The sequence below is a fragment of the Pseudomonas sp. GW821-FHT01E10 genome (assembly GCF_059422365.1).
Map to the genome: position 1 here is coordinate 64,632 of NZ_JBWKWT010000024.1, position 17,807 is coordinate 82,438.

The following is a 17,807-nucleotide window of genomic DNA, read 5'->3' on the forward strand; positions in this document are numbered from 1 at the left end:
CAAGCTCCCGGTCGTAAAGAGCCGTCAGTCCCGCGTTAGTGGACAACCCTCACAGGTCGCAGGGACCTTGATCCCTGATAACACTCAACATTCTTGGCGGGATGACGTGGGGAAAGTTTTAAAAGTTTTGGCTTCGAGAGGAGTTTGATCATGGCATTGGTAGGTAGGCGGGATGGGCGCAATTTTGGCTATGGCCGGCAACTGAGCTATGCAGGGCCGCAGGCATTGCGCGACCTATTTGGCGGCGGGCATTACGGCACGGTCAAAGCACACAGTGACCGCTGGCAGGCGTTTGTGCGCTGGTGTCACTCGGAGGATGGGCCGGGGTTTAACGATGCGCGGCAGATTAATTGGCAGACCTTGCTGGACTACGCCGGACATCTACGCCAACAAGTTGAACAAGGTGAGCTGGCCATCGCCACTGCGCAAAACCGGCTGTCCAGTGTGAATCGCACCATGGCCGCGCTTCGCGGTGATCAGTATGTGAAAGTGCAGAGCCCGAGTAAGGCGCTGGGAATGCAGCGCACAACCGTCCGCACAGCAGCCCCGCAAGGCCAGGATCGTGAACAAGTTAAGCGGATCGTCGAGGCGCTTTACGAACACCAACTGCCGCGCGCGGCTGCAATCGTGCAGTTGGCCCGAGCTACCGGCATGCGCTTACGCGAGGCCATCTTAGCCGACCTTCCGCGCCTAAAACGCGAAGCCGAACACTACGGCAAGATCAACATCCAGGATGGCACCAAAGGGGGCCGATCCGGCGCGTCGGCGCCACGTTGGATTGCGGTGGATGACCATATTCGTGACGCGCTTGGGTTCGCAAAACAGGTGTCGCCTACGGGTAGCCGCAACCTGCTTGCACCGAACGAAAGCTACCTCGATTTCTTGCAGGGAATCGTCTGCCCCGCACGGGACATCATCCATAAGCACGACCTCAAAGGCTTCCACGAATTGCGGGCAGCCTATGCTTGCGAACGCTATGAGCAAATCACCCACCATCCCGCCCCCATCAACGGAGGCCATTGCTATCAACTCGACCGACGTCTCGATCAGGAAGCCCGAGTACAAATCAGCTATGAACTGGGGCACAACCGTATCGTCGTGGTGGCCGCTTACATTGGTGGTCCCACATGAGCACGGCATTCGATATGGATTTGTTCCTGGCGGGCGTCCTGACCGGGTCGCATACCACGCGCCAACGCCACCTGCGTCAGGCGAAGGCCATCCAAACAGCGATTACTGAGCGCTGGCAACGCGACAATCCATGGACTTGGCAGAGAAAACACCTTGCGTGGTTTTTGAATCACCAGCTAAACCAGCACACTGAATCGACGCGCTATTACTATTTGCTGACCATGCAATTACTCACTCATCGCTTAGGAAAATCCTGGCAGTTCAACCTTTAAACGAAGGTCAGAAAACGGGGCCATAAGCAGCCATTCGTGAGTGGCGGTTTTCGACCGATTCTGTTGAAAAAGTCGGCCCTTGTTTCCACGGTAGAAAAGTACGCGCTAGAGCTTAAAATCTTTGCATTGAGCAGTGGATTCCGGGTTCGGATTTCGCGTAGCAGCGCGCAAAAAAGGTGTTTTCAGCGGTCAGTATCCGGGCCGTCTGAAAGAACCGACTTTTTCAACAGAATCGACCCAAGGCAGCCGATTGAATACTTACGGCACACCCACGGATAGCTCCAGCAACTGATGAAATCGGTAAATGGCAATATTTATATCGTCCATGATTTCATCATCCTACTCTTCGATGATTCCCAACTCGGCTTTCAATGCAGCGATTCGCTCCTTGATCTCTGCTACGAGCCAGCACGATCAGTGGCGATAATTTATGAATTGCCACGGTTTTTTTTAGACTTTTAGACAGTTCCTGGCCGATTTGGGCCATTCGCGAGTACTCTCTTTTGCCGGGGACGGATGGCCAAGCCATAAGGGACATTAATCTGACCGGCCAAAGACGCCTCGATCTAATAAGCGGGGGCGCCTCCCCTGTTAATCCCTGTCAGCTTGCCGAATTGCGTGCCATGACGATCCACGCCGCGCCGTCGATCATCACCGACCGCTCGCCGGGAAGGCTGGCGAAAGCGCCACGAACCGCCGCCGAGGCGCGGGCGCGGATGTCGTCGGGCTGATCGGCGAGCGCAAGCGACAGCGGGCCGCCCTCGAACGCCATCTTCACCGCGTCATCGATCGCCGCGTCTCGCGTCCCGCCCTCACCGAACGGGATACAAGCATCGAAGGGCGCGATAGCGATATCGGTGAAGCCGGCCGCTGTCAGGATGCGCGTCACCCGTCCCCGGTCGCCGAACGAGAACGGGCCGGGCGCTTCGGGACCGGGCGGCGCGGGTAGCGGGACGATGTCCTTGATCGCGCCCATCGGCAGGCGCAGCCAATCGTTCTCGGCCACGCCGCGCCAGCAGACGAAAGCGACCCGCCCGCCCGGCCGCAGCGCACGCCGCATATGGGCAAACGCCCCAGTCGGATCGTCGAAGAACATCACCCCGAAACGCGAGAACAGGATGTCGAACGCGCCCTCGGGCAGCTCGGCGCTGCTGGCGTCGGCCACCCGGAACAGGGCCGGCGTATCCTTCGGCGCAAGCGCACGCGCTCGGCCGATCAACGGTTCGGATATGTCCACGCCTAGCACATGGCCGCCCGCGCCGACGCGAGCGGCCAGAGCCAGACTCGAGGCGCCCGCGCCGCAGCCGACGTCCAGAACGCGTTCGCCCGTCGCGGGCGCGGCGGCTTCTATCGCGGCCTGGCCGAACACCGCGAACATGGCGTCGAGCCGGGCCTGGTTGGCGGCCCAGTACTCTCCACTTTGGCCATTCCAGTCGGCTACCTGATAGGCATTTTGCTCTGTCATGACATCTCCTCGTTTTGATTCGCTCTTAACTAGGCCGTGCAAAAGCCGGGAACGGCGACCTTCTGGAACAGGTGCGGGCTGCCTACGACGGATGACGGATAGGCCGAAAGCTTCGCGACGAACTCGGGATGGGTGAGGCCGGCGCGGACCGTCTCGGTGGATTCCCACACCACATAGTTCAGGTAAGTCGGGCTATCGCCGATCGCTCGATGCAGTTGCATGGAAATGAAGCCCGGTTGCTTCGTTATGATCTCGGCAGCCGCCTTGAAAGCGTCCAGGAAGCCCGCTTCGTCGGCGTAATCGAGCGTGAAGAGGTTGATTAGCACGACTGGCGCGGCCGCGATGCCGAGTTGGCGCTCAAGCGGGAATTTATCGTCTAGCGGTTTGAATTTACGGTCTTGCGGCTTTAGGTCGGCCATGGTGATGCTCCCGTCTACTGCGAAATTGAAAATGGCGTGATCGATGCTGCTTCGAAGCAACCTTTAGAAGCCTGCGACAACCGAAGAAGGGTATCTGTGCTCTCAAACCAGCATCGACTGCTGGGCGAAGATTCCCGCCATCGCGCCTTGCCATGATGCCGTGGTGACCGAGGGCATGAGGGGATTGGCGAGGTCGCCGGCGGCGTAGACGCCGGGCACGCTGGTTTCGCGACGCTCGTCAACCTTGAGGGCTATGCCCTGGGGCGTATCGACCGTAGCGAGGCCCAGCGATTCATGCAGGCGTGCGGACGGCTTGTTGCGCGGATGCGCGAACAGGATGTCGACCGCAACAGAGGGGCTGGCGTCGAGCCTGACGGTGGCGTTGTGGCTCTCGTCATGGTCGATTTCGGTGATCCGGCCATCGACGACAGGGATGCCGCGGCGCGCCAGATCGGCCCGGATGTCGGGTGGAATGTCGTGATCATTGGCGAAGACCGTTAATGTGTCGGTCCAGTCGTGGTACAGCCTGACGTAGTTGTGCGACGGCGGGCCGGACCAGACGAGGCCCCAATGCCGGCCGGCAACTTCAAAGCCGTCGCAATAGGGGCAAGGCACGATGGAGGTGCCCCAGCCTTCGGCAAAGCCGGGAACTTCAGGCATCTGGTCGGCGACGCCATAGCTCAGGATCAGGCGGCGCGCCCTGAGGCTTTCGCCATCGCCAGTAAGGACGGAGAAATCGTCGATGGCGCCGGAGATGCTCTCGGCCCGGGCAGTGACCAGCCTGACCGTGGGATAGCGCGCCAGCTGCTGCCGCGCCTCGGCCAGGATCTCTAGCGGTGGCTTGTGGTCGTGGCCGAGCAGGCCATGCGAGTGGTCGGCGAAGCGATTGCGCGGCAGGCCGGTGTCGAGAACGGTGACCTTGCGCCGGGCACGGCCGAGCTGCAAGGCGGCGGCAAGACCGGCAAAACTGCCGCCGATGATGATGACGTCATTCATGGTGATGGGCTCCGCGCTGTGGATAAAGGGAGATCGGCTTGCACACTTAAGATACTTTGGAGTACCCTAATTCAAGAATTAGAATACTGTCAAGTACTGGAATTTTTTATGAGCGAAAACAGCCAGAGCCGGCGCGGCCGGCCTGCCAACGAGGCGCTTGGCCAAACGATAGCCGACGCCGCGTGCGAACTTTTTGTGGAATTGGGTTTTCAAGCGACGACCATGGATAAGGTCGCCCAGCGGGCGAAGATATCCAAGCTAAGCATCTATCGGCACTTCGAGAACAAGGAGGCGCTGTTCAGCGCAGCCATCGCGGCCCACTGCCAGCAGTTTGCACCACAAGCCCTTTTTGAAGGCGTCGGCGGTTCGGCCGAAGATCAGCTAATGGCGGTGGGATCAACCCTGCTTCGCACGCTGTTGAGCCCGGACGTGCGGAGTGTCGAAGCCATGATCATGGCCGACAAGACGAATCAAAAGTCGTTAAGCAAGCGCCAATACGAAGCCGGCCCCGCCTATGTCATCGCCCAAATCGAGGCCCTGTTGCGTCAGTTGCACGCGAAGGCGGTTCTGAACGTGCCCGATCCTCTCCAGTCCGCCCGCTTGTTTGCCGCGCTTTTCAAAGGATCCGATCTCCTGATTATCGCGCGCTTCGATGAGGCGAGAGCAGAGGACGACAACGAAATCGAATCCTATTGCCGGTCGGCCGTCGCCATGTTCATCGCCGCGCACGGCGGCACCGACCACGCTGGCGATTAGGAGCTTAATTGCCCCGGCCAGCCTGGCCAGCGCCCCTGCCGGCCAAGCTAGCGGCGGCGCGATCGCATCGGCATTTAAAGGGGATGCGTTTGCGATGCAGTAGCCAAGAGTGCTCTTGCTTCCTGCAAGTGCTTGCGGAACCGGATGGCGTAGTCCTCTGCAACTGCCGCCTGAATGCTGAAACGGCTGGCCAGCGCACGACGCCAATCAGCCACTCGATTCAGTCCATCGAACAACTGATGATTGGGTTCGAATCCAAGTATGTCGAAGTAGCGAAAAACTGGAGCCACGGCGATGTCGACCATACTGAGCCTCTCGCCGGAGAAATAAGGGCCGTCCGATATTTCACTGTCGAATCGTTCCAGCCTTCCTCTCAACGCTACAGATTTGCCAAGGGCTGTCTGCTGGTCGGTGGCGTTCAAAAATCCCCATGCATCCGCCAGCGTGGCAGAGGCGAATTCGATCCATGCACGGTGCTGTGCTCGGATCAACGCATTCATTGGATGTAACGCAGGTTCCGGGTACACCTCCTCCAGGTATTCGCAAATGGCGACGCTCTCGAATAGAACGGACTCGCCTTCATTGCCGTCTGGAACCTTGAGCAGCGGAACCTTACCGCTTGGCGACATCGCCAGAAACCAGTCCGGCCTGTCGCGAAGATCGACATCGATACGCTGAAAGGTAATACCTTTTTCGAGTAACACGATGGCCACTCGCTGAACGAATGGGCATAACGGATGGCTGACGAGTGTGAACTGTGACTGTGGCATTGGAATAGACCCACTGAAGAATCAAAGCCCGCCGCCACGAGTGGGAGCGGGCCGTATAGAAGCTACGTCCGTGACTTCAAGAAAGCCTGAGTGGCAATCAGTTTTCCGTAAAAGCGCAGGAGACGTTCCTTCGCGTATCGTTGGCAGCTAAAGCGAGCGGCCACCGTCGACGATGAGTTCCGAGCCAACCGTCCATCGTGACTCGTCTGACGCCAGGTACAGCACGGCCTTGGCCACTTCCTCGGACGTACCAAACCGGCCGAACGGAATGGTCGCTGCGATATCCTGGTTGAGCTGTTCGCGATAGGCATCGGGAATACCGAGCTTGTCGTAAAGCGGCGTATCAATCGGGCCAGGGCTGACTGCATTGACGCGAATACCACGCGGGAGCAGTTCGCTAGAAAGCGTCTTCGACATGTTCAGGAACGCGGCCTTGGTCGCGCCATAAACTGATGAACGCGCGGCGCCGAGGTGTGCACTAACCGAGGTATTGAGAACCACCGACGCAGGGTTCGCGAAGACTGGTAGCAATGCCTGGATCAGAAAGTACGGCCCCTTAACGTTGATGTCGAAGGAGCGATCGAACATTTCCTCCGTCCACTCTTCGATCGGCAGCCAAACGGATACGCCTGCATTGAGAAAGGCAACATCGAGTTGGCCATAGTGTGTCTGAACGGCCTGCGCCAGTTCCTTCTGCGCATCGATGCTGGCTGAGTCAGCACGCAGTACCAATACTTCGCTTCCCAGTTCCGCCTGGGCCTTTGCGATGGACTCCGGATTGACTCCGGTAACGATCACGCGCGCGCCTTCGGCGAGGAACTGCTTAGCCGTTTCCAGGCCAATGCCGCTGGTGCCGCCGGTGATGAGAGTGCGTTTGCCTTGCAATCGGGACATGTAAGTTTCCTTTTCGGTTTTTCACGGTCAGTCGATGTACTGACCTGCCAGAGGGAAACTATGTATTCATACCTGTGCATTGATAAGATGGCCTATTCGAATACATTTCATGCTTATATTGCATGAATGAGAGGCCTAGATGGATCGACTACTGCTGATGACCTGCTTTGTTCGCGCTGTTGAGACAGGAAGCTTCTCGGCTGCGGGGCGTGACCTGGGGCTGGGGCAGCCTAACGTCAGCCGCTATGTGGCGGCGCTGGAAGATCATTTGCAAACCAGGCTGCTTCACCGATCCACACGAAAGCTTGCCCTCACCCCCGAAGGAGAACGCTATTACGCAGATGCCCGGCGCATTCTCGATGCCGTGGAAGAATCGGAGTCGTCCTTCAGGGAGAACGTCGCCCCGTCCGGATTGTTGCGAGTCGCCTGCCCGACCGCGCTAGCCCATGCATTCGTGGTGCCGCATGTATCCACATTTCTGGAGCGCTATCCAGAGTTGACGCTCGACCTGCAGATCAATGATCGCTATGTGAATCTGGTCGACGAAGGGGCTGAACTGGCGATCCGCATCGGACATCTGGAAGACAGCGCAATGCGTGCCCGGCCGCTAGGCTGGTTCGAGCGTGTATGCGTTGCCAGCAAGGGATACCTGGCCAAACGCGGAATCCCCACGACGCCCAATGATCTGAGAACGCACGATTGCCTGATCTACACCCTGCTGTCGACAGGCACCACATGGCGCTTTCGGGATATCGATGTTCCCGTTTCTGGCAGGCTTCGGGTCAACTCACCTGAGGCCATACGAGAGTGTGTAAACGAGGGGCTGGGGATCGCACAGGGGCCCGAATGGCTTTACGAGGAAGGGCTGAAAAATGGCAATCTGCGGGTGTTGCTTAGGGACTACGCAGCTCCGGCTGTCCCCGTGCAAGTCATTTACGTTGCCGACCGGCTTCTCCCCAAAAGGGCCATTGTATTCATGGATTTCATCGCCGAGGTGTTCGCAAAAAATTCTGCATTTAACGATCAACCCAGACCATCATAATTGCAGTAGTCAGCTTGGTGTGCTCATGACGCCCGACTAATCATGAAAATTCGCCAGGTGGCGGTTCGGCATTTTCGGCAGACCAGGGAGTCTATCCTTAACCAGTTTCGTGAAAATATTATTGACAGCTCGTCGGAAATTGGATGGAGGTATCCGATCAAACTTTCATCCACACCAGTCCTTATTGAAGGCAGGTAGGGTGTACACTTCGCAGTACAACGTGCAAGTGTACATAGACAAAAAACTATTTAAATCATACAGCTATGCTATTATTCGAGTCTCCCTCGGGCACCAAAATTAAGAAAGGTCTTGCTTTGCAAGGCCTTTTTTTTCGCCTGTAGAAAAGCCATTGCCCGCACCGCTGTCGTGTAGGGGCCGCCGAAGGTTGCGATCTTTTGATCTTGCTTCTCTTAGCACGTCCCGCACCGGCGGAACATTTCACAAGGATTCCCACCATGGAATTGCAGCTGGAAAGCGTCGCCCTCTTCTCCCTGAAACTGGCTTACGAGACGGAAGATTCAAGTCCGATTTTGCGTGACGATCTGGTCATGGGTGATTACCAGCGGGATGTGTTTGAGTTGCTGGTGCGGCGGGGGGATGTTGAGACCATTAAGGTCAAAGTGGGTGAATGCGTGGAGTTGGCGCTTGAGGCGATAGGTGGGGGTGGTACGCCGCTGGGTCGAGAGCTGGATAGATTGTCAGGAGATTTCAGCGCTGCGCAGACGATGGAACAGCTTGATACGCCGCTCATTGCCCTTAAGGAATACTTGAAAGATATTCAGTGAATGAAAATGCAGTGTGCAAACCGGGCGTTTCCGGCTTTTCTTAAACAAGAGGCAGAGGCTCTCGACCAGGTTATAGGGCAGCTCTGCCAGGCGCGTGTGGAAATGCATCGATTCATAGAGGTCAGAGTCGGTGAGGAGGAGTTGATCATTCCCTACCGGATTTATGACCTAGGTTATGAGACAGCCTTTGACTACTTGAGTGAAACCCAGAGCCTTTTGTACTCGTGCCTTCTGACACGGCACCACGATGGTCATGTGCGCCAACGTCAATTGGAACGGATTCTCTCAGTGCATGCCCCCTGGATTGTCCCGTTCGTGTTGCAACTGACAGGCGAGTACGTCATCCAGATTCTAGAAACCGTTGAAGAGCACCTACCCAAGTTCGATCCGGCGCTTTACGGTCGTTTTATTCGGGACAATCAGGCGTACTTTCAAACGACGCAAGCACGCATGATCAGTTACTGGAATTGCTACTACCGACACTCGTACAAATGCCAGTCCGACTATGTAGGGTTTCGGCTGTTTACCAAATTTCGCGATTTTCAAGAAAGCTGCTAGAACTCAACCCTGTTATAAACGCCTTCAGCTCCCACATTATGACCAAAGCCGCACCACTCACCTGCCGTGCGCTTTACAGTGAGCAGATCTTTTTTAATGTCGAAGTCGTATACGCAGTCGCCTTCGTCATCTCCGCTCATGGCGTATTTAGCCTTGCCATTATCAACCTCTAATACCGTTGAAAACTCACCTATATTGGGACCGTAGTACATCGCCATCAGGCCAGTGTAATAACCCTGAAAATCAACTTTGTATTTCTGACCCTGCGGCTTGATAGTCATGGTGCTCCATAACGACGCCCCGGCATATTGCCAATATTGTCCTTCTGACTTAGCAGACAGTTTTTCTACCGAGTTTTTTATATCACCACTGAATTTTTCAAGATTGAAAATCGACTTTTTGTCGTTTGGAAGAATATTCAGCCATGCCCGGGCCTTAAGGTAATTGCCTTCGTGTACATAGGTGAGAGCGACGTTATTGTAGGCCATCGCAACTGCCTCTTCGCCCAGCTGACAACTTTCCGACCAGCCGACCTGACGCTCGTATTGCTCCCGAGCCTTGGCGTATTGCTTAAGCTTGTAATACTTTCCGCCCTCGGCGGAGTATTCACTAATTTTAAGACAGTTAGCCGTCGCCTCCTCCTCAGTAATGTCTGCATGAGCAAAAAGCGGGGTAATAAAAAGCAGTATGATCGCGTCAATTTTTATAAAGCGGCGCGCTGAAGGATAGAAGTACTGAATGTCCATATTATTTTTCCTGTTAAAAGCTTAAATTCCAAACGGCGCAAAGGGTAGCGTTATCATGCGGGAGAAACAATTGCATAAAAAGGGGACAGTCCATCTGACGGCAGTGACATTTTTTGCGATGCCTGAAGCCGCCATGCCTGGGCTGCGCATTATTTGACGGCGATGAGTAAGGCGGTGGTTGATGATGCGTTGAAGGTGCTTGCGCGGGATCGGGATTCTGCGCCGGCACCTGAGCGGGCGGCGACATCTGAAGGGTAGTGGCTGGAGAATGGCGGGATGGTTTTGATGCCGGTGGGTGACCGGTATGACGCCTGTGGGAGTGAGCTGCTTGGGATGGTGGCCGGGCATCAGTATTGATGTTGGCTGAGCTGGCGCTTTCGCGAGCAAGCTTCGCTCCTACAGGGGTTGCGGTTGTCTGACAGGGATTGTTAGCCCCGAGCTTTTCGGGGCTTTTAGTTGATCAGATCAAAGCGGGGCTTTTTATCCAGCGTGAATGTTTATAGGGCCTTTGGTTTACAGCGCAATAAATCAACGCAACTGCTCCCTGGAATTGCCCACGGATCTGATGCTGTTTCTTACCTGTGATGCTTGATATATATCAGGCATCGACAGGCCCTCAGGGCATTAGGTCAGTGAGCGAACGCCCCACGCCCCGCTCATCTAGACTTAATGGATAGTCGTAGGCAGAACCGAACACGTCGCTTTGGTGCGGATGATTCAAAGGCGGCGTGGCAAGCTGCGTGATATGCCTGAAGAGGTGCGGCAAAGACCGCGCCGGGCACAACAAGATGCCCACTCAGGGTGCCCTGGCCAACGGTCTGAAAATGCCACGAAACCGTGACGTGGTGTGAACGCCGCAGCCGACACTTTCGGACGACCGACAACCGCCTGGTTTGTCCGTGACCGTGAGGAATGCTGTATGTCTGATGAGATGTTGCACCTGCCTATGGTCAACAGCCTGCTGGAGCGCCACAAGGGTTTGCCCGGCGCATTGTTGCCGATCCTTCATGAAATTCAGGAGGGCATCGGTTATATCCCCGATGCCGCCGTTCCCGAGATTGCCCACGCCCTCAACCTGAGTCAGGCCGAGGTTCGCGGGGTGATCAGCTTCTACCATGACTTCCGTACCGCGCCTCCTGCCCGACATATCCTGCGTCTGTGCCGGGCCGAGTCCTGCCAGAGCCGTGGCGCCGAGCAGCTCGCGGCGCAATTGCGCGACCGCCTGCAACTGGACGACCACGGCAGCAGTGCCGACGGCAACATCAGTCTGCGCCCGGTGTATTGCCTCGGCGCCTGCGCCTGCTCACCTGCCCTGGAGCTGGATGGTCAGGTGCATGCGCGGCTCACTGCCGAACGCCTGGATGCCCTGCTCAACGCTTGCCAGGAGGACGCATGATGCCGACGCTTTATCTGCCCTGTGATTCTCTTGCCCGTGCCGTAGGCGCCGATGAGGTGGCCGTGGCCCTGACCACTCAGGCCCGGGAGCGCGGTCTGCCGCTGGACTTGCAACGCACCAGCTCGCGCGGCCTGTACTGGCTGGAACCGCTGCTGGAAATGGACAGCCCGCAAGGTCGTATCGGCTTCGGCCCGCTGACCGCTGCCGATGTACCGTCCGTGCTCGATGCGCTGCAAGGCGAGCCGTCCGCTCATCCGCTGGCCTTGGGGCTGGTGGAAGAGTTGTCTTATCTGAAGAGCCAACAACGCCTGCTGTTCGCCCGCGCCGGCATTACCCGGCCGCTGTCGTTGGAGGATTACCGGGCTCACGGCGGCTTCGAGGGCTTGACCCAGGCCATCGCTCTGGGCGGCGAGCAGACCGCGACTGCAGTATTCGATTCGGGCCTGCGTGGCCGTGGCGGCGCGGCTTTCCCGGCCGGGATCAAATGGCGCACGGTGCGCGCTACCCAAGCGACGCAGAAATACATTGTGTGCAACGCCGACGAAGGCGACTCCGGCACCTTTGCCGACCGCATGTTGATGGAAGGCGACCCCTTCCTGCTGATCGAAGGCATGGCCATTGCCGGCATCACCGTCGGCGCCAGCTACGGCTACATCTATGTGCGCTCGGAATATCCACAGGCCGTGGCCACCTTGCGCGAGGCGCTGGACATCGCCCGGGCCGCCGGTTACCTCGGCGCCAATGTCGGCGGCAGCGGACTGGCCTTCGACATGGAAGTGCGGGTCGGTGCCGGCGCTTACATCTGCGGTGAGGAAACCGCGCTGCTGGACTCCCTCGAAGGCAAGCGCGGGATCGTCCGCGCCAAGCCGCCGATCCCGGCCTTGCAGGGCCTGTTCGGCCTGCCGACCCTGGTGCACAACGTGCTGACGCTGGCCTCGGTGCCAATGATTATGGCCAAGGGCGCGCAGTTCTATCGCGACTACGGCATGGGCCGTTCCCTGGGCACCATGCCCTTCCAGCTGGCGGGTAATATTCGTCACGGCGGTCTGGTGGAACGGGCCTTTGGCCTGACCCTGCGGGAATTGGTGGAAGACTACGGCGGCGGGACCGCCAGTGGCCGGCCGCTGAAGGCCGCGCAGGTTGGCGGCCCTCTCGGTGCGTGGGTGCCACCCTCGCAATTCGACACGCCGCTGGATTACGAAGCCTTCGCCGCCATAGGCGCGATGCTCGGTCACGGTGGTGTGGTGGTGGCTGACGACAGCCTGGACATGGCCCACATGGCGCGCTTCGCCATGCAGTTCTGCGCCGAAGAATCCTGTGGCAAATGCACGCCGTGCCGTATCGGCTCGACCCGGGGCGTTGAGGTGATCGACCGCCTGCTCGCTGCGCCTGACCAGAACGGTCGCGATGAGCAGGCGATTATCCTCAAGGACCTGTGCGACACAATGCAATACGGTTCGCTGTGCGCGTTGGGTGGCATGACCTCCTATCCGGTCGTCAGCGCCCTCAAGCACTTCCCCACCGACTTCGGTCTGCAAGCCTCGGAGGCCGAGCAATGATCACTGTATTCGACCCGAAAACCGATATGGATCTGGGTACCCCGGCCCGCGAAAGCCAGGTGCAAGTCACCCTGAACATCGACGGCCAAAGCATCAGCGTGCCCGAAGGCACCTCGGTGATGCGCGCTGCGGCGATGCTGGGCACCACCATTCCCAAACTGTGCGCCACCGACAGCCTGGAAGCCTTTGGCTCCTGCCGCATGTGTCTGGTGGAGATCGACGGCATGCGCGGCTACCCCGCATCCTGCACCACGCCGGTCAGCGAAGGCATGACCGTGCACACCCAGACGCCGAAGCTCGCGACCCTGCGCCGCAACGTCATGGAGCTGTACATCTCCGATCACCCGCTGGATTGCCTGACCTGCTCGGCCAACGGCAACTGCGAGCTGCAAACCGTCGCCGGCCAGGTCGGCCTGCGGGAAGTGCGTTACGGCTATGAGGGCGAGAACCATCTGGACGACGTGAAGGACACGTCCAACCCGTACTTCGACTACGACCCGAGCAAGTGCATCGTCTGCAACCGCTGCGTGCGCGCCTGCGAAGAAACCCAGGGTACGTTTGCCCTGACCATTACCGGGCGCGGGTTCGAATCCCGGGTCGCGGCCGCCGGTGGCGAGGACTTCCTCGACTCGGAATGCGTGTCCTGCGGCGCCTGTGTGCAAGCCTGCCCGACCGCGACACTGATGGAAAAAAGTGTGGTCGAACTGGGTCAGCCCGAACATAGCGTCATCACCACCTGCGCCTATTGCGGCGTGGGCTGTTCGTTCCGCGCCGAGATGAAAGGCGACCAACTGGTGCGCATGGTTCCGGACAAGAACGGCCAAGCCAACCACGGCCACTCCTGCGTCAAGGGGCGCTTTGCCTGGGGCTACGCGACTCACCCGGATCGCATCACCAAGCCGATGATCCGCAAGTCCATTAACGACCCTTGGCAGGAAGTCAGCTGGGATGAAGCGGTGACTTACGCCGCCAGCGAATTCCGCCGGTTGCAGCAAAAATACGGCCGCGATTCCATTGGTGGCATCACCTCCAGCCGTTGCACCAACGAAGAAACCTACCTGGTGCAAAAACTGGTGCGCGCCGCGTTCGGCAACAACAACGTCGACACCTGTGCGCGGGTCTGCCACTCACCGACCGGCTATGGCCTGAAACAAACCCTGGGCGAGTCCGCCGGCACACAGAGTTTCGACTCGGTGATGCAGGCTGACGTGATCCTGGTGATGGGTGCCAACCCCAGCGACGCTCACCCGGTGTTCGCCTCCCAGCTCAAGCGCCGCCTGCGTGAAGGCGCGCGACTGATCGTCATCGACCCACGCCGTATTGACCTGGTGGACACGGTGCATGCCCGCGCCGAACTGCACCTGGCCCTGCGTCCGGGCACCAACGTCGCCATGCTCAACGCCCTGGCCCACGTCATCGTCACCGAAGGCTTGCTCAACCAGGCCTTTATCGACGCCCGTTGCGAAGGCAACGATTTCGCCCACTGGAAAGAGTTCGTCAGCCGAGCGGAAAACTCGCCGGAAGCCCTTGGCCCTGTCTGCGGCGTAGAACCTGCCGATATCCGTGCCGCTGCGCGCTTGTATGCCACCGGCGGCAACGCGGCGATCTATTACGGCCTGGGCGTCACCGAGCACAGCCAGGGCAGTACCGCGGTCATGGGCATTGCCAACCTGGCCATGGCCACCGGCAACATCGGTCGAGAAGGCGTGGGCGTGAACCCGTTGCGTGGGCAGAACAACGTTCAGGGCTCCTGCGACATGGGCTCCTTCCCCCACGAACTGCCCGGTTACCGTCACGTCTCCAACGAGGTGGTTCGGACGCAGTTCGAACAGGCCTGGAACGTCACCCTGCAACCCGATCCGGGCCTGCGCATTCCCAACATGTTCGAGTCTGCACTGGCCGGCAGCTTCAAGGGCCTGTACTGCCAGGGCGAAGACATCGCCCAGAGCGACCCCAACACCCAACACGTCACCGCGGCGCTGTCGGCCATGGAATGCATCGTGGTGCAGGACATTTTCCTCAACGAAACCGCCAAGTTCGCCCATGTGTTCCTGCCGGGCGCCTCGTTCCTGGAAAAAGACGGCACCTTCACCAACGCCGAACGGCGCATCTCCCGGGTACGCAAGGTCATGGAGCCTCTGGGCGGCAAGGCCGACTGGGAAGGCACCGTGGCTCTGGCTAACGCCCTGGGCTATCCGATGAACTACAAGCATCCGTCGGAAATCATGGATGAAATCGCCAGCCTGACGCCGACCTTCACCAACGTCAGCTACGCCGCACTGGATAGTCACGGCAGCCTGCAATGGCCATGCAACGCCGCGGCACCGGACGGCACGCCAACCATGCACATTGAGGAATTCGTGCGTGGCAAGGGGCGCTTCATGCTCACCGGCTACGTGCCGACCGAGGAGAAGGTCAACAGTCGCTATCCGCTGCTGCTGACCACCGGACGCATCCTCAGCCAGTACAACGTCGGCGCCCAGACCCGGCGTACTGAAAACGTCGCCTGGCACGACGAAGACCGCCTGGAAATCCACCCGACCGACGCCGAGAGCCGTGGGATCAACGAAGGCGATTGGGTCGGCATCGGCAGCCGCGCCGGCCAGACCGTACTGCGGGCACGAGTCACCGAACGGGTTGCCCCAGGCGTGGTGTACACCACCTTCCACTTCCCTGAGTCGGGTGCCAACGTGATCACCACCGACAACTCCGACTGGGCTACCAACTGTCCGGAGTACAAGGTCACCGCCGTGGAGGTCAGCCGCGTCTATCACCCTTCCGAGTGGCAAAAACGCTATCAGGCATTCAGCGACGAACAACAACGCCTGCTCAACGAACGTCGCCATGAACGCAGCGCCGGGACAAAAGCCGAGGTACGCCGATGAGTACGGAAAACCTGATCAAGATGGTCAACCAGATCGCCCAATACTTTGCCAGCGAACCGGATCAGCAACAGGCCGTGCTCGGCGTGCGCAATCATCTGCAGATGTACTGGACGCCCGGCATGCGCAAGGAGTTGCTGGCCTGGCAGACGACGCATCAGGGAGCAGACTTGCACCCGCTGGCGCAGGCGGCGGTCAGTGGCGCGGGCTGGGAGGCTTAGGTTTACAGATCCCTTGGCCTGTTGAGACGGGCCAAGGGAGCATTCCAGCGTTTTTAACGTCGACCCTGTATTCAATGAGTGACGGAGTCAAACGCAGCCAAAATCCACATCAGTCAGCAACATCCTTCGGCATAACCCCATCGGTTTGATATCGTGTTGCCATCGCCTCATCTCATCAAAGATGACCAATGGCGGTTTCAGGGTTATTGCGAACAAGGAAAAGGATTGAATGCTGCTAATTGGCGTATTGGTGTTCCTCGCTGCGACAGTGGGGATGTGGATCTGGGTGGTGAAGAACCGCGGAGCTGTGAATCTATGGCTCGCCAACCTGGCAGGTGCCGTGGGTAGTTTTATTGTCGGGATAGCGGTGCTGGTTTTGTTCAATAGATGGCTTGCCCCCGGAGAAGCCTCCTCAGCACGGATCGTTTTATACGTACTCTATACGTTGATGGCGGTTATGGGCGCCTTCGTCGGCACATGGCTCTTGGTGATTGCCAGACTCAAGCAGTCTGAACACCCCGCCTTCCGTCATTTGATTGCCGGGACGTGTAGTCTGTTGGCGGCAGCGATCACTTTGGTAGTGTGGTCAGTAATCCTCCTCCCCAGCAAATGAGTATCCCCCCAGGCAATTGCTGAACTTCAGCCTGGGCCTGCATGATCATCGCCGGCGAGAGTCCTTGCCCGTCGGCGTGAAACTTCCGGAAGTCAGGCTCGCACGTAGACCCAGGCACTGATGCCGGACTTGAGGGTCACACTGACGCGTTTGTAGTCCGCCACCTCGTATTCGTCGGCCGCGACCAGCTCTTGGGCCGTGATCTCGAAAACAGTGCCGGCGATCTCGTCCGACAGGTCGCCACTCTCCTGCACGATCGGATGATGGCTTTTCCCACTCGCCGCCAACACCGCCGGATCGGTTATCTCGACCAGGTTCTGCTTGTAACCTGGCAGGCTGTCCAGGCGCCCTTTCAACTCGCGCCCGAAGGTGGACAGCTGAACGGCCCGGTCCTGCAAAGTACCGTAGGAGAACAGCAGAACCGGTTGCTCTGTTTGGTTTGGCATGAGGTTTCCTTGATCAGATAAGCAAGTCTTCGTAGAACGCTCCGAAAGGGCGCTCAGGGTGGGCGATCTGGATTTCCAGAATCCACAGGCCGGTCGTTGGGCACTTGTCTAAATCCCCGAGGTCGCCACCACGGTGAATGGCATGAGGGAAATCGCTGACTCTGTGGCCCTTGATGTCCAGGTTGAGCTTCCACCCCATGGCTTGCGCCTGGTCGGCCGCATAGCGGTAAAGCTCCATGCCGGAAACCCGCTCGCTGCGCCAAAAGCCTTCGACCCGATTGAAAAGCTCCCGGGAGGCCGCAGCACAGGCGATCATTTCCGGGTCGGAACCGGTGGTGAACGTCGCCCCTGCATCACCTTCGTGCCCTTGCCAGACCGCGCCCATGTCGACGAAGAAAATATCTTCGTCACCCAGCACAGGATCGCCATCGGAGCGCTGTTTGAACGTCTTGAGCGTATTGGCGCCAAAGCGGATCAGCAGCGGGTGCCAGATGCGATCCATGCCAAGTTCCGACAGAACCTGTTTACCCAGTGACTGGGCTTCGGACTCGCGCATGCCGGGAGAAACAACCCGGGCAATCTGTTCGATGGCCTTCCAGGTCATCTGCTGCGCATGGCGCATCGTTTCCAACGTGTAATGCTCGCCTACTGCTTCTTTACCGCTCAGGGCCGCTGTCATCGATCATTCCTTTTGTACGAATTCTCGCTATATATTTTCATATACTGCGATATTCGATAAAAAAGATATAGCCATGATCCAGGCTGAAGAAACTTTCCTGCGGGCAAAACAAAACCCCTACCTGCATACGCAGATAGGGGTTTCGGAATTTAATCTTGACGATGACCTACTCTCACA

General features: G+C 58.4%; 19 protein-coding genes and 1 pseudogene. 12 read left to right on the forward strand and 8 right to left on the reverse strand.

What is annotated here, in order from left to right; translation table 11 throughout:
- Positions 1–150: 150 nt before the first annotated feature.
- Both AC07V0_RS26835 and AC07V0_RS26840 read left to right on the forward strand, forming a co-directional pair.
- On the forward strand, positions 151–1,131 hold the full coding sequence (locus tag AC07V0_RS26835; RefSeq protein WP_495020064.1) for an integrase domain-containing protein: 981 nt from the start codon (positions 151–153) through the stop codon (positions 1,129–1,131).
- The gene (locus tag AC07V0_RS26840) at positions 1,128–1,403 is read left to right on the forward strand and encodes a hypothetical protein (protein ID WP_054984086.1); all 276 of its coding nucleotides are present in this window, start codon (positions 1,128–1,130) and stop codon (positions 1,401–1,403) included. The genes AC07V0_RS26835 and AC07V0_RS26840 overlap by 4 nt, the downstream gene beginning before the upstream one ends.
- Before the next feature lie 601 nt (positions 1,404–2,004).
- Here the strand turns inward: AC07V0_RS26840 and AC07V0_RS26845 are convergent.
- The 3 genes from AC07V0_RS26845 to AC07V0_RS26855 all read right to left on the reverse strand — a co-directional run bounded on the left by AC07V0_RS26845 (position 2,005) and on the right by AC07V0_RS26855 (position 4,283).
- Entirely contained in the window at positions 2,005–2,868 is an 864-nt protein-coding gene (locus AC07V0_RS26845) for a class I SAM-dependent methyltransferase (RefSeq protein WP_086946347.1), read from the reverse strand.
- 29 nt (positions 2,869–2,897) lie between these two features.
- The gene (locus AC07V0_RS26850) at positions 2,898–3,287 is read right to left on the reverse strand and encodes an antibiotic biosynthesis monooxygenase family protein (protein WP_024778022.1); all 390 of its coding nucleotides are present in this window, start codon (positions 3,285–3,287) and stop codon (positions 2,898–2,900) included.
- A 102-nt stretch (positions 3,288–3,389) separates the two neighbouring features.
- Positions 3,390–4,283, reverse strand: coding sequence for an NAD(P)/FAD-dependent oxidoreductase (locus tag AC07V0_RS26855; protein ID WP_086946345.1), 894 nt, complete (start codon positions 4,281–4,283; stop codon positions 3,390–3,392).
- A 108-nt stretch (positions 4,284–4,391) separates the two neighbouring features.
- Between AC07V0_RS26855 and AC07V0_RS26860 the strand changes: the two genes are divergently transcribed.
- Entirely contained in the window at positions 4,392–5,039 is a 648-nt protein-coding gene (locus AC07V0_RS26860; RefSeq protein WP_086946344.1) for a TetR/AcrR family transcriptional regulator, read from the forward strand.
- Positions 5,040–5,113: 74 nt separating this feature from the next.
- On the opposite strand, the gene AC07V0_RS26865 is transcribed toward AC07V0_RS26860, so the two are convergent.
- Together AC07V0_RS26865 and AC07V0_RS26870 are read right to left on the reverse strand one after the other, a co-directional pair.
- On the reverse strand, positions 5,114–5,809 hold the full coding sequence (locus tag AC07V0_RS26865) for a glutathione S-transferase family protein (RefSeq protein ID WP_495020065.1): 696 nt from the start codon (positions 5,807–5,809) through the stop codon (positions 5,114–5,116).
- Between the two features lie 147 nt (positions 5,810–5,956).
- On the reverse strand, positions 5,957–6,703 hold the full coding sequence (locus AC07V0_RS26870; protein WP_495020066.1) for an SDR family oxidoreductase: 747 nt from the start codon (positions 6,701–6,703) through the stop codon (positions 5,957–5,959).
- A 139-nt stretch (positions 6,704–6,842) separates the two neighbouring features.
- Between AC07V0_RS26870 and AC07V0_RS26875 the strand changes: the two genes are divergently transcribed.
- The 3 genes from AC07V0_RS26875 (at position 6,843) to AC07V0_RS26885 (ending at position 9,088) form a co-directional block, all read left to right on the forward strand.
- Complete coding sequence (locus AC07V0_RS26875) at positions 6,843–7,745, forward strand: LysR family transcriptional regulator (protein ID WP_086946341.1); 903 nt, start codon at positions 6,843–6,845, stop codon at positions 7,743–7,745.
- 455 nt (positions 7,746–8,200) lie between these two features.
- Entirely contained in the window at positions 8,201–8,530 is a 330-nt protein-coding gene (locus AC07V0_RS26880) for a hypothetical protein (protein ID WP_111455336.1), read from the forward strand.
- Positions 8,531–9,088, forward strand: coding sequence for a hypothetical protein (locus AC07V0_RS26885; protein WP_495020067.1), 558 nt, complete (start codon positions 8,531–8,533; stop codon positions 9,086–9,088). It abuts the gene before it with no gap.
- Here the strand turns inward: AC07V0_RS26885 and AC07V0_RS26890 are convergent.
- Positions 9,085–9,834 carry a tetratricopeptide repeat protein gene (locus AC07V0_RS26890; RefSeq protein WP_230139360.1) on the reverse strand — a complete coding sequence of 250 codons (750 nt, stop codon included), beginning with the start codon at positions 9,832–9,834 and terminating at the stop codon, positions 9,085–9,087. The genes AC07V0_RS26885 and AC07V0_RS26890 overlap by 4 nt on opposite strands.
- 129 nt (positions 9,835–9,963) lie before the next feature.
- Here AC07V0_RS26890 and AC07V0_RS26895 point away from each other — a divergent pair.
- The 6 genes and pseudogenes from AC07V0_RS26895 to AC07V0_RS26920 all read left to right on the forward strand — a co-directional run.
- Positions 9,964–10,092: pseudogene (locus tag AC07V0_RS26895) on the forward strand (DUF3077 domain-containing protein); the annotation flags it as partial.
- 661 nt (positions 10,093–10,753) lie between these two features.
- Complete coding sequence (locus AC07V0_RS26900; protein WP_018926718.1) at positions 10,754–11,230, forward strand: formate dehydrogenase subunit gamma; 477 nt, start codon at positions 10,754–10,756, stop codon at positions 11,228–11,230.
- A complete protein-coding gene (locus AC07V0_RS26905; protein WP_495020068.1) occupies positions 11,227–12,789 on the forward strand; it encodes a formate dehydrogenase beta subunit in 1,563 nt (520 codons plus the stop codon). Before AC07V0_RS26900 ends, AC07V0_RS26905 begins: the two co-directional genes overlap by 4 nt.
- The gene (fdhF, locus tag AC07V0_RS26910) at positions 12,786–15,674 is read left to right on the forward strand and encodes a formate dehydrogenase subunit alpha (RefSeq protein ID WP_064616228.1); all 2,889 of its coding nucleotides are present in this window, start codon (positions 12,786–12,788) and stop codon (positions 15,672–15,674) included. Before AC07V0_RS26905 ends, fdhF begins: the two co-directional genes overlap by 4 nt.
- A complete protein-coding gene (locus tag AC07V0_RS26915) occupies positions 15,671–15,892 on the forward strand; it encodes a formate dehydrogenase subunit delta (protein WP_018926721.1) in 222 nt (73 codons plus the stop codon). Before fdhF ends, AC07V0_RS26915 begins: the two co-directional genes overlap by 4 nt.
- A gap of 229 nt (positions 15,893–16,121) precedes the next feature.
- A complete protein-coding gene (locus AC07V0_RS26920; protein WP_018926722.1) occupies positions 16,122–16,505 on the forward strand; it encodes a hypothetical protein in 384 nt (127 codons plus the stop codon).
- Positions 16,506–16,597: 92 nt separating this feature from the next.
- On the opposite strand, the gene AC07V0_RS26925 is transcribed toward AC07V0_RS26920, so the two are convergent.
- Together AC07V0_RS26925 and AC07V0_RS26930 are read right to left on the reverse strand one after the other, a co-directional pair.
- Positions 16,598–16,951: a gamma-glutamylcyclotransferase family protein gene (locus AC07V0_RS26925; RefSeq protein ID WP_064616227.1), complete on the reverse strand. Its 354-nt coding sequence runs from the start codon at positions 16,949–16,951 to the stop codon at positions 16,598–16,600.
- 13 nt (positions 16,952–16,964) lie between these two features.
- Positions 16,965–17,630 carry a M24 family metallopeptidase gene (locus AC07V0_RS26930; protein ID WP_018926724.1) on the reverse strand — a complete coding sequence of 222 codons (666 nt, stop codon included), beginning with the start codon at positions 17,628–17,630 and terminating at the stop codon, positions 16,965–16,967.
- Positions 17,631–17,807: the final 177 nt, after the last annotated feature.

Coding starts and splice junctions, on each gene's coding strand:
- AC07V0_RS26835 (WP_495020064.1), top strand. CDS start 151: ATGGCATTGGTAGGTAGGCGGGATGGGCGCAATTTTGGCTATGGCCGG.
- AC07V0_RS26840 (WP_054984086.1), top strand. CDS start 1,128: ATGAGCACGGCATTCGATATGGATTTGTTCCTGGCGGGCGTCCTGACC.
- AC07V0_RS26845 (WP_086946347.1), bottom strand. CDS start 2,868: ATGACAGAGCAAAATGCCTATCAGGTAGCCGACTGGAATGGCCAAAGT.
- AC07V0_RS26850 (WP_024778022.1), bottom strand. CDS start 3,287: ATGGCCGACCTAAAGCCGCAAGACCGTAAATTCAAACCGCTAGACGAT.
- AC07V0_RS26855 (WP_086946345.1), bottom strand. CDS start 4,283: ATGAATGACGTCATCATCATCGGCGGCAGTTTTGCCGGTCTTGCCGCC.
- AC07V0_RS26860 (WP_086946344.1), top strand. CDS start 4,392: ATGAGCGAAAACAGCCAGAGCCGGCGCGGCCGGCCTGCCAACGAGGCG.
- AC07V0_RS26865 (WP_495020065.1), bottom strand. CDS start 5,809: ATGCCACAGTCACAGTTCACACTCGTCAGCCATCCGTTATGCCCATTC.
- AC07V0_RS26870 (WP_495020066.1), bottom strand. CDS start 6,703: ATGTCCCGATTGCAAGGCAAACGCACTCTCATCACCGGCGGCACCAGC.
- AC07V0_RS26875 (WP_086946341.1), top strand. CDS start 6,843: ATGGATCGACTACTGCTGATGACCTGCTTTGTTCGCGCTGTTGAGACA.
- AC07V0_RS26880 (WP_111455336.1), top strand. CDS start 8,201: ATGGAATTGCAGCTGGAAAGCGTCGCCCTCTTCTCCCTGAAACTGGCT.
- AC07V0_RS26885 (WP_495020067.1), top strand. CDS start 8,531: ATGAAAATGCAGTGTGCAAACCGGGCGTTTCCGGCTTTTCTTAAACAA.
- AC07V0_RS26890 (WP_230139360.1), bottom strand. CDS start 9,834: ATGGACATTCAGTACTTCTATCCTTCAGCGCGCCGCTTTATAAAAATT.
- AC07V0_RS26900 (WP_018926718.1), top strand. CDS start 10,754: ATGTCTGATGAGATGTTGCACCTGCCTATGGTCAACAGCCTGCTGGAG.
- AC07V0_RS26905 (WP_495020068.1), top strand. CDS start 11,227: ATGATGCCGACGCTTTATCTGCCCTGTGATTCTCTTGCCCGTGCCGTA.
- fdhF (WP_064616228.1), top strand. CDS start 12,786: ATGATCACTGTATTCGACCCGAAAACCGATATGGATCTGGGTACCCCG.
- AC07V0_RS26915 (WP_018926721.1), top strand. CDS start 15,671: ATGAGTACGGAAAACCTGATCAAGATGGTCAACCAGATCGCCCAATAC.
- AC07V0_RS26920 (WP_018926722.1), top strand. CDS start 16,122: ATGCTGCTAATTGGCGTATTGGTGTTCCTCGCTGCGACAGTGGGGATG.
- AC07V0_RS26925 (WP_064616227.1), bottom strand. CDS start 16,951: ATGCCAAACCAAACAGAGCAACCGGTTCTGCTGTTCTCCTACGGTACT.
- AC07V0_RS26930 (WP_018926724.1), bottom strand. CDS start 17,630: ATGACAGCGGCCCTGAGCGGTAAAGAAGCAGTAGGCGAGCATTACACG.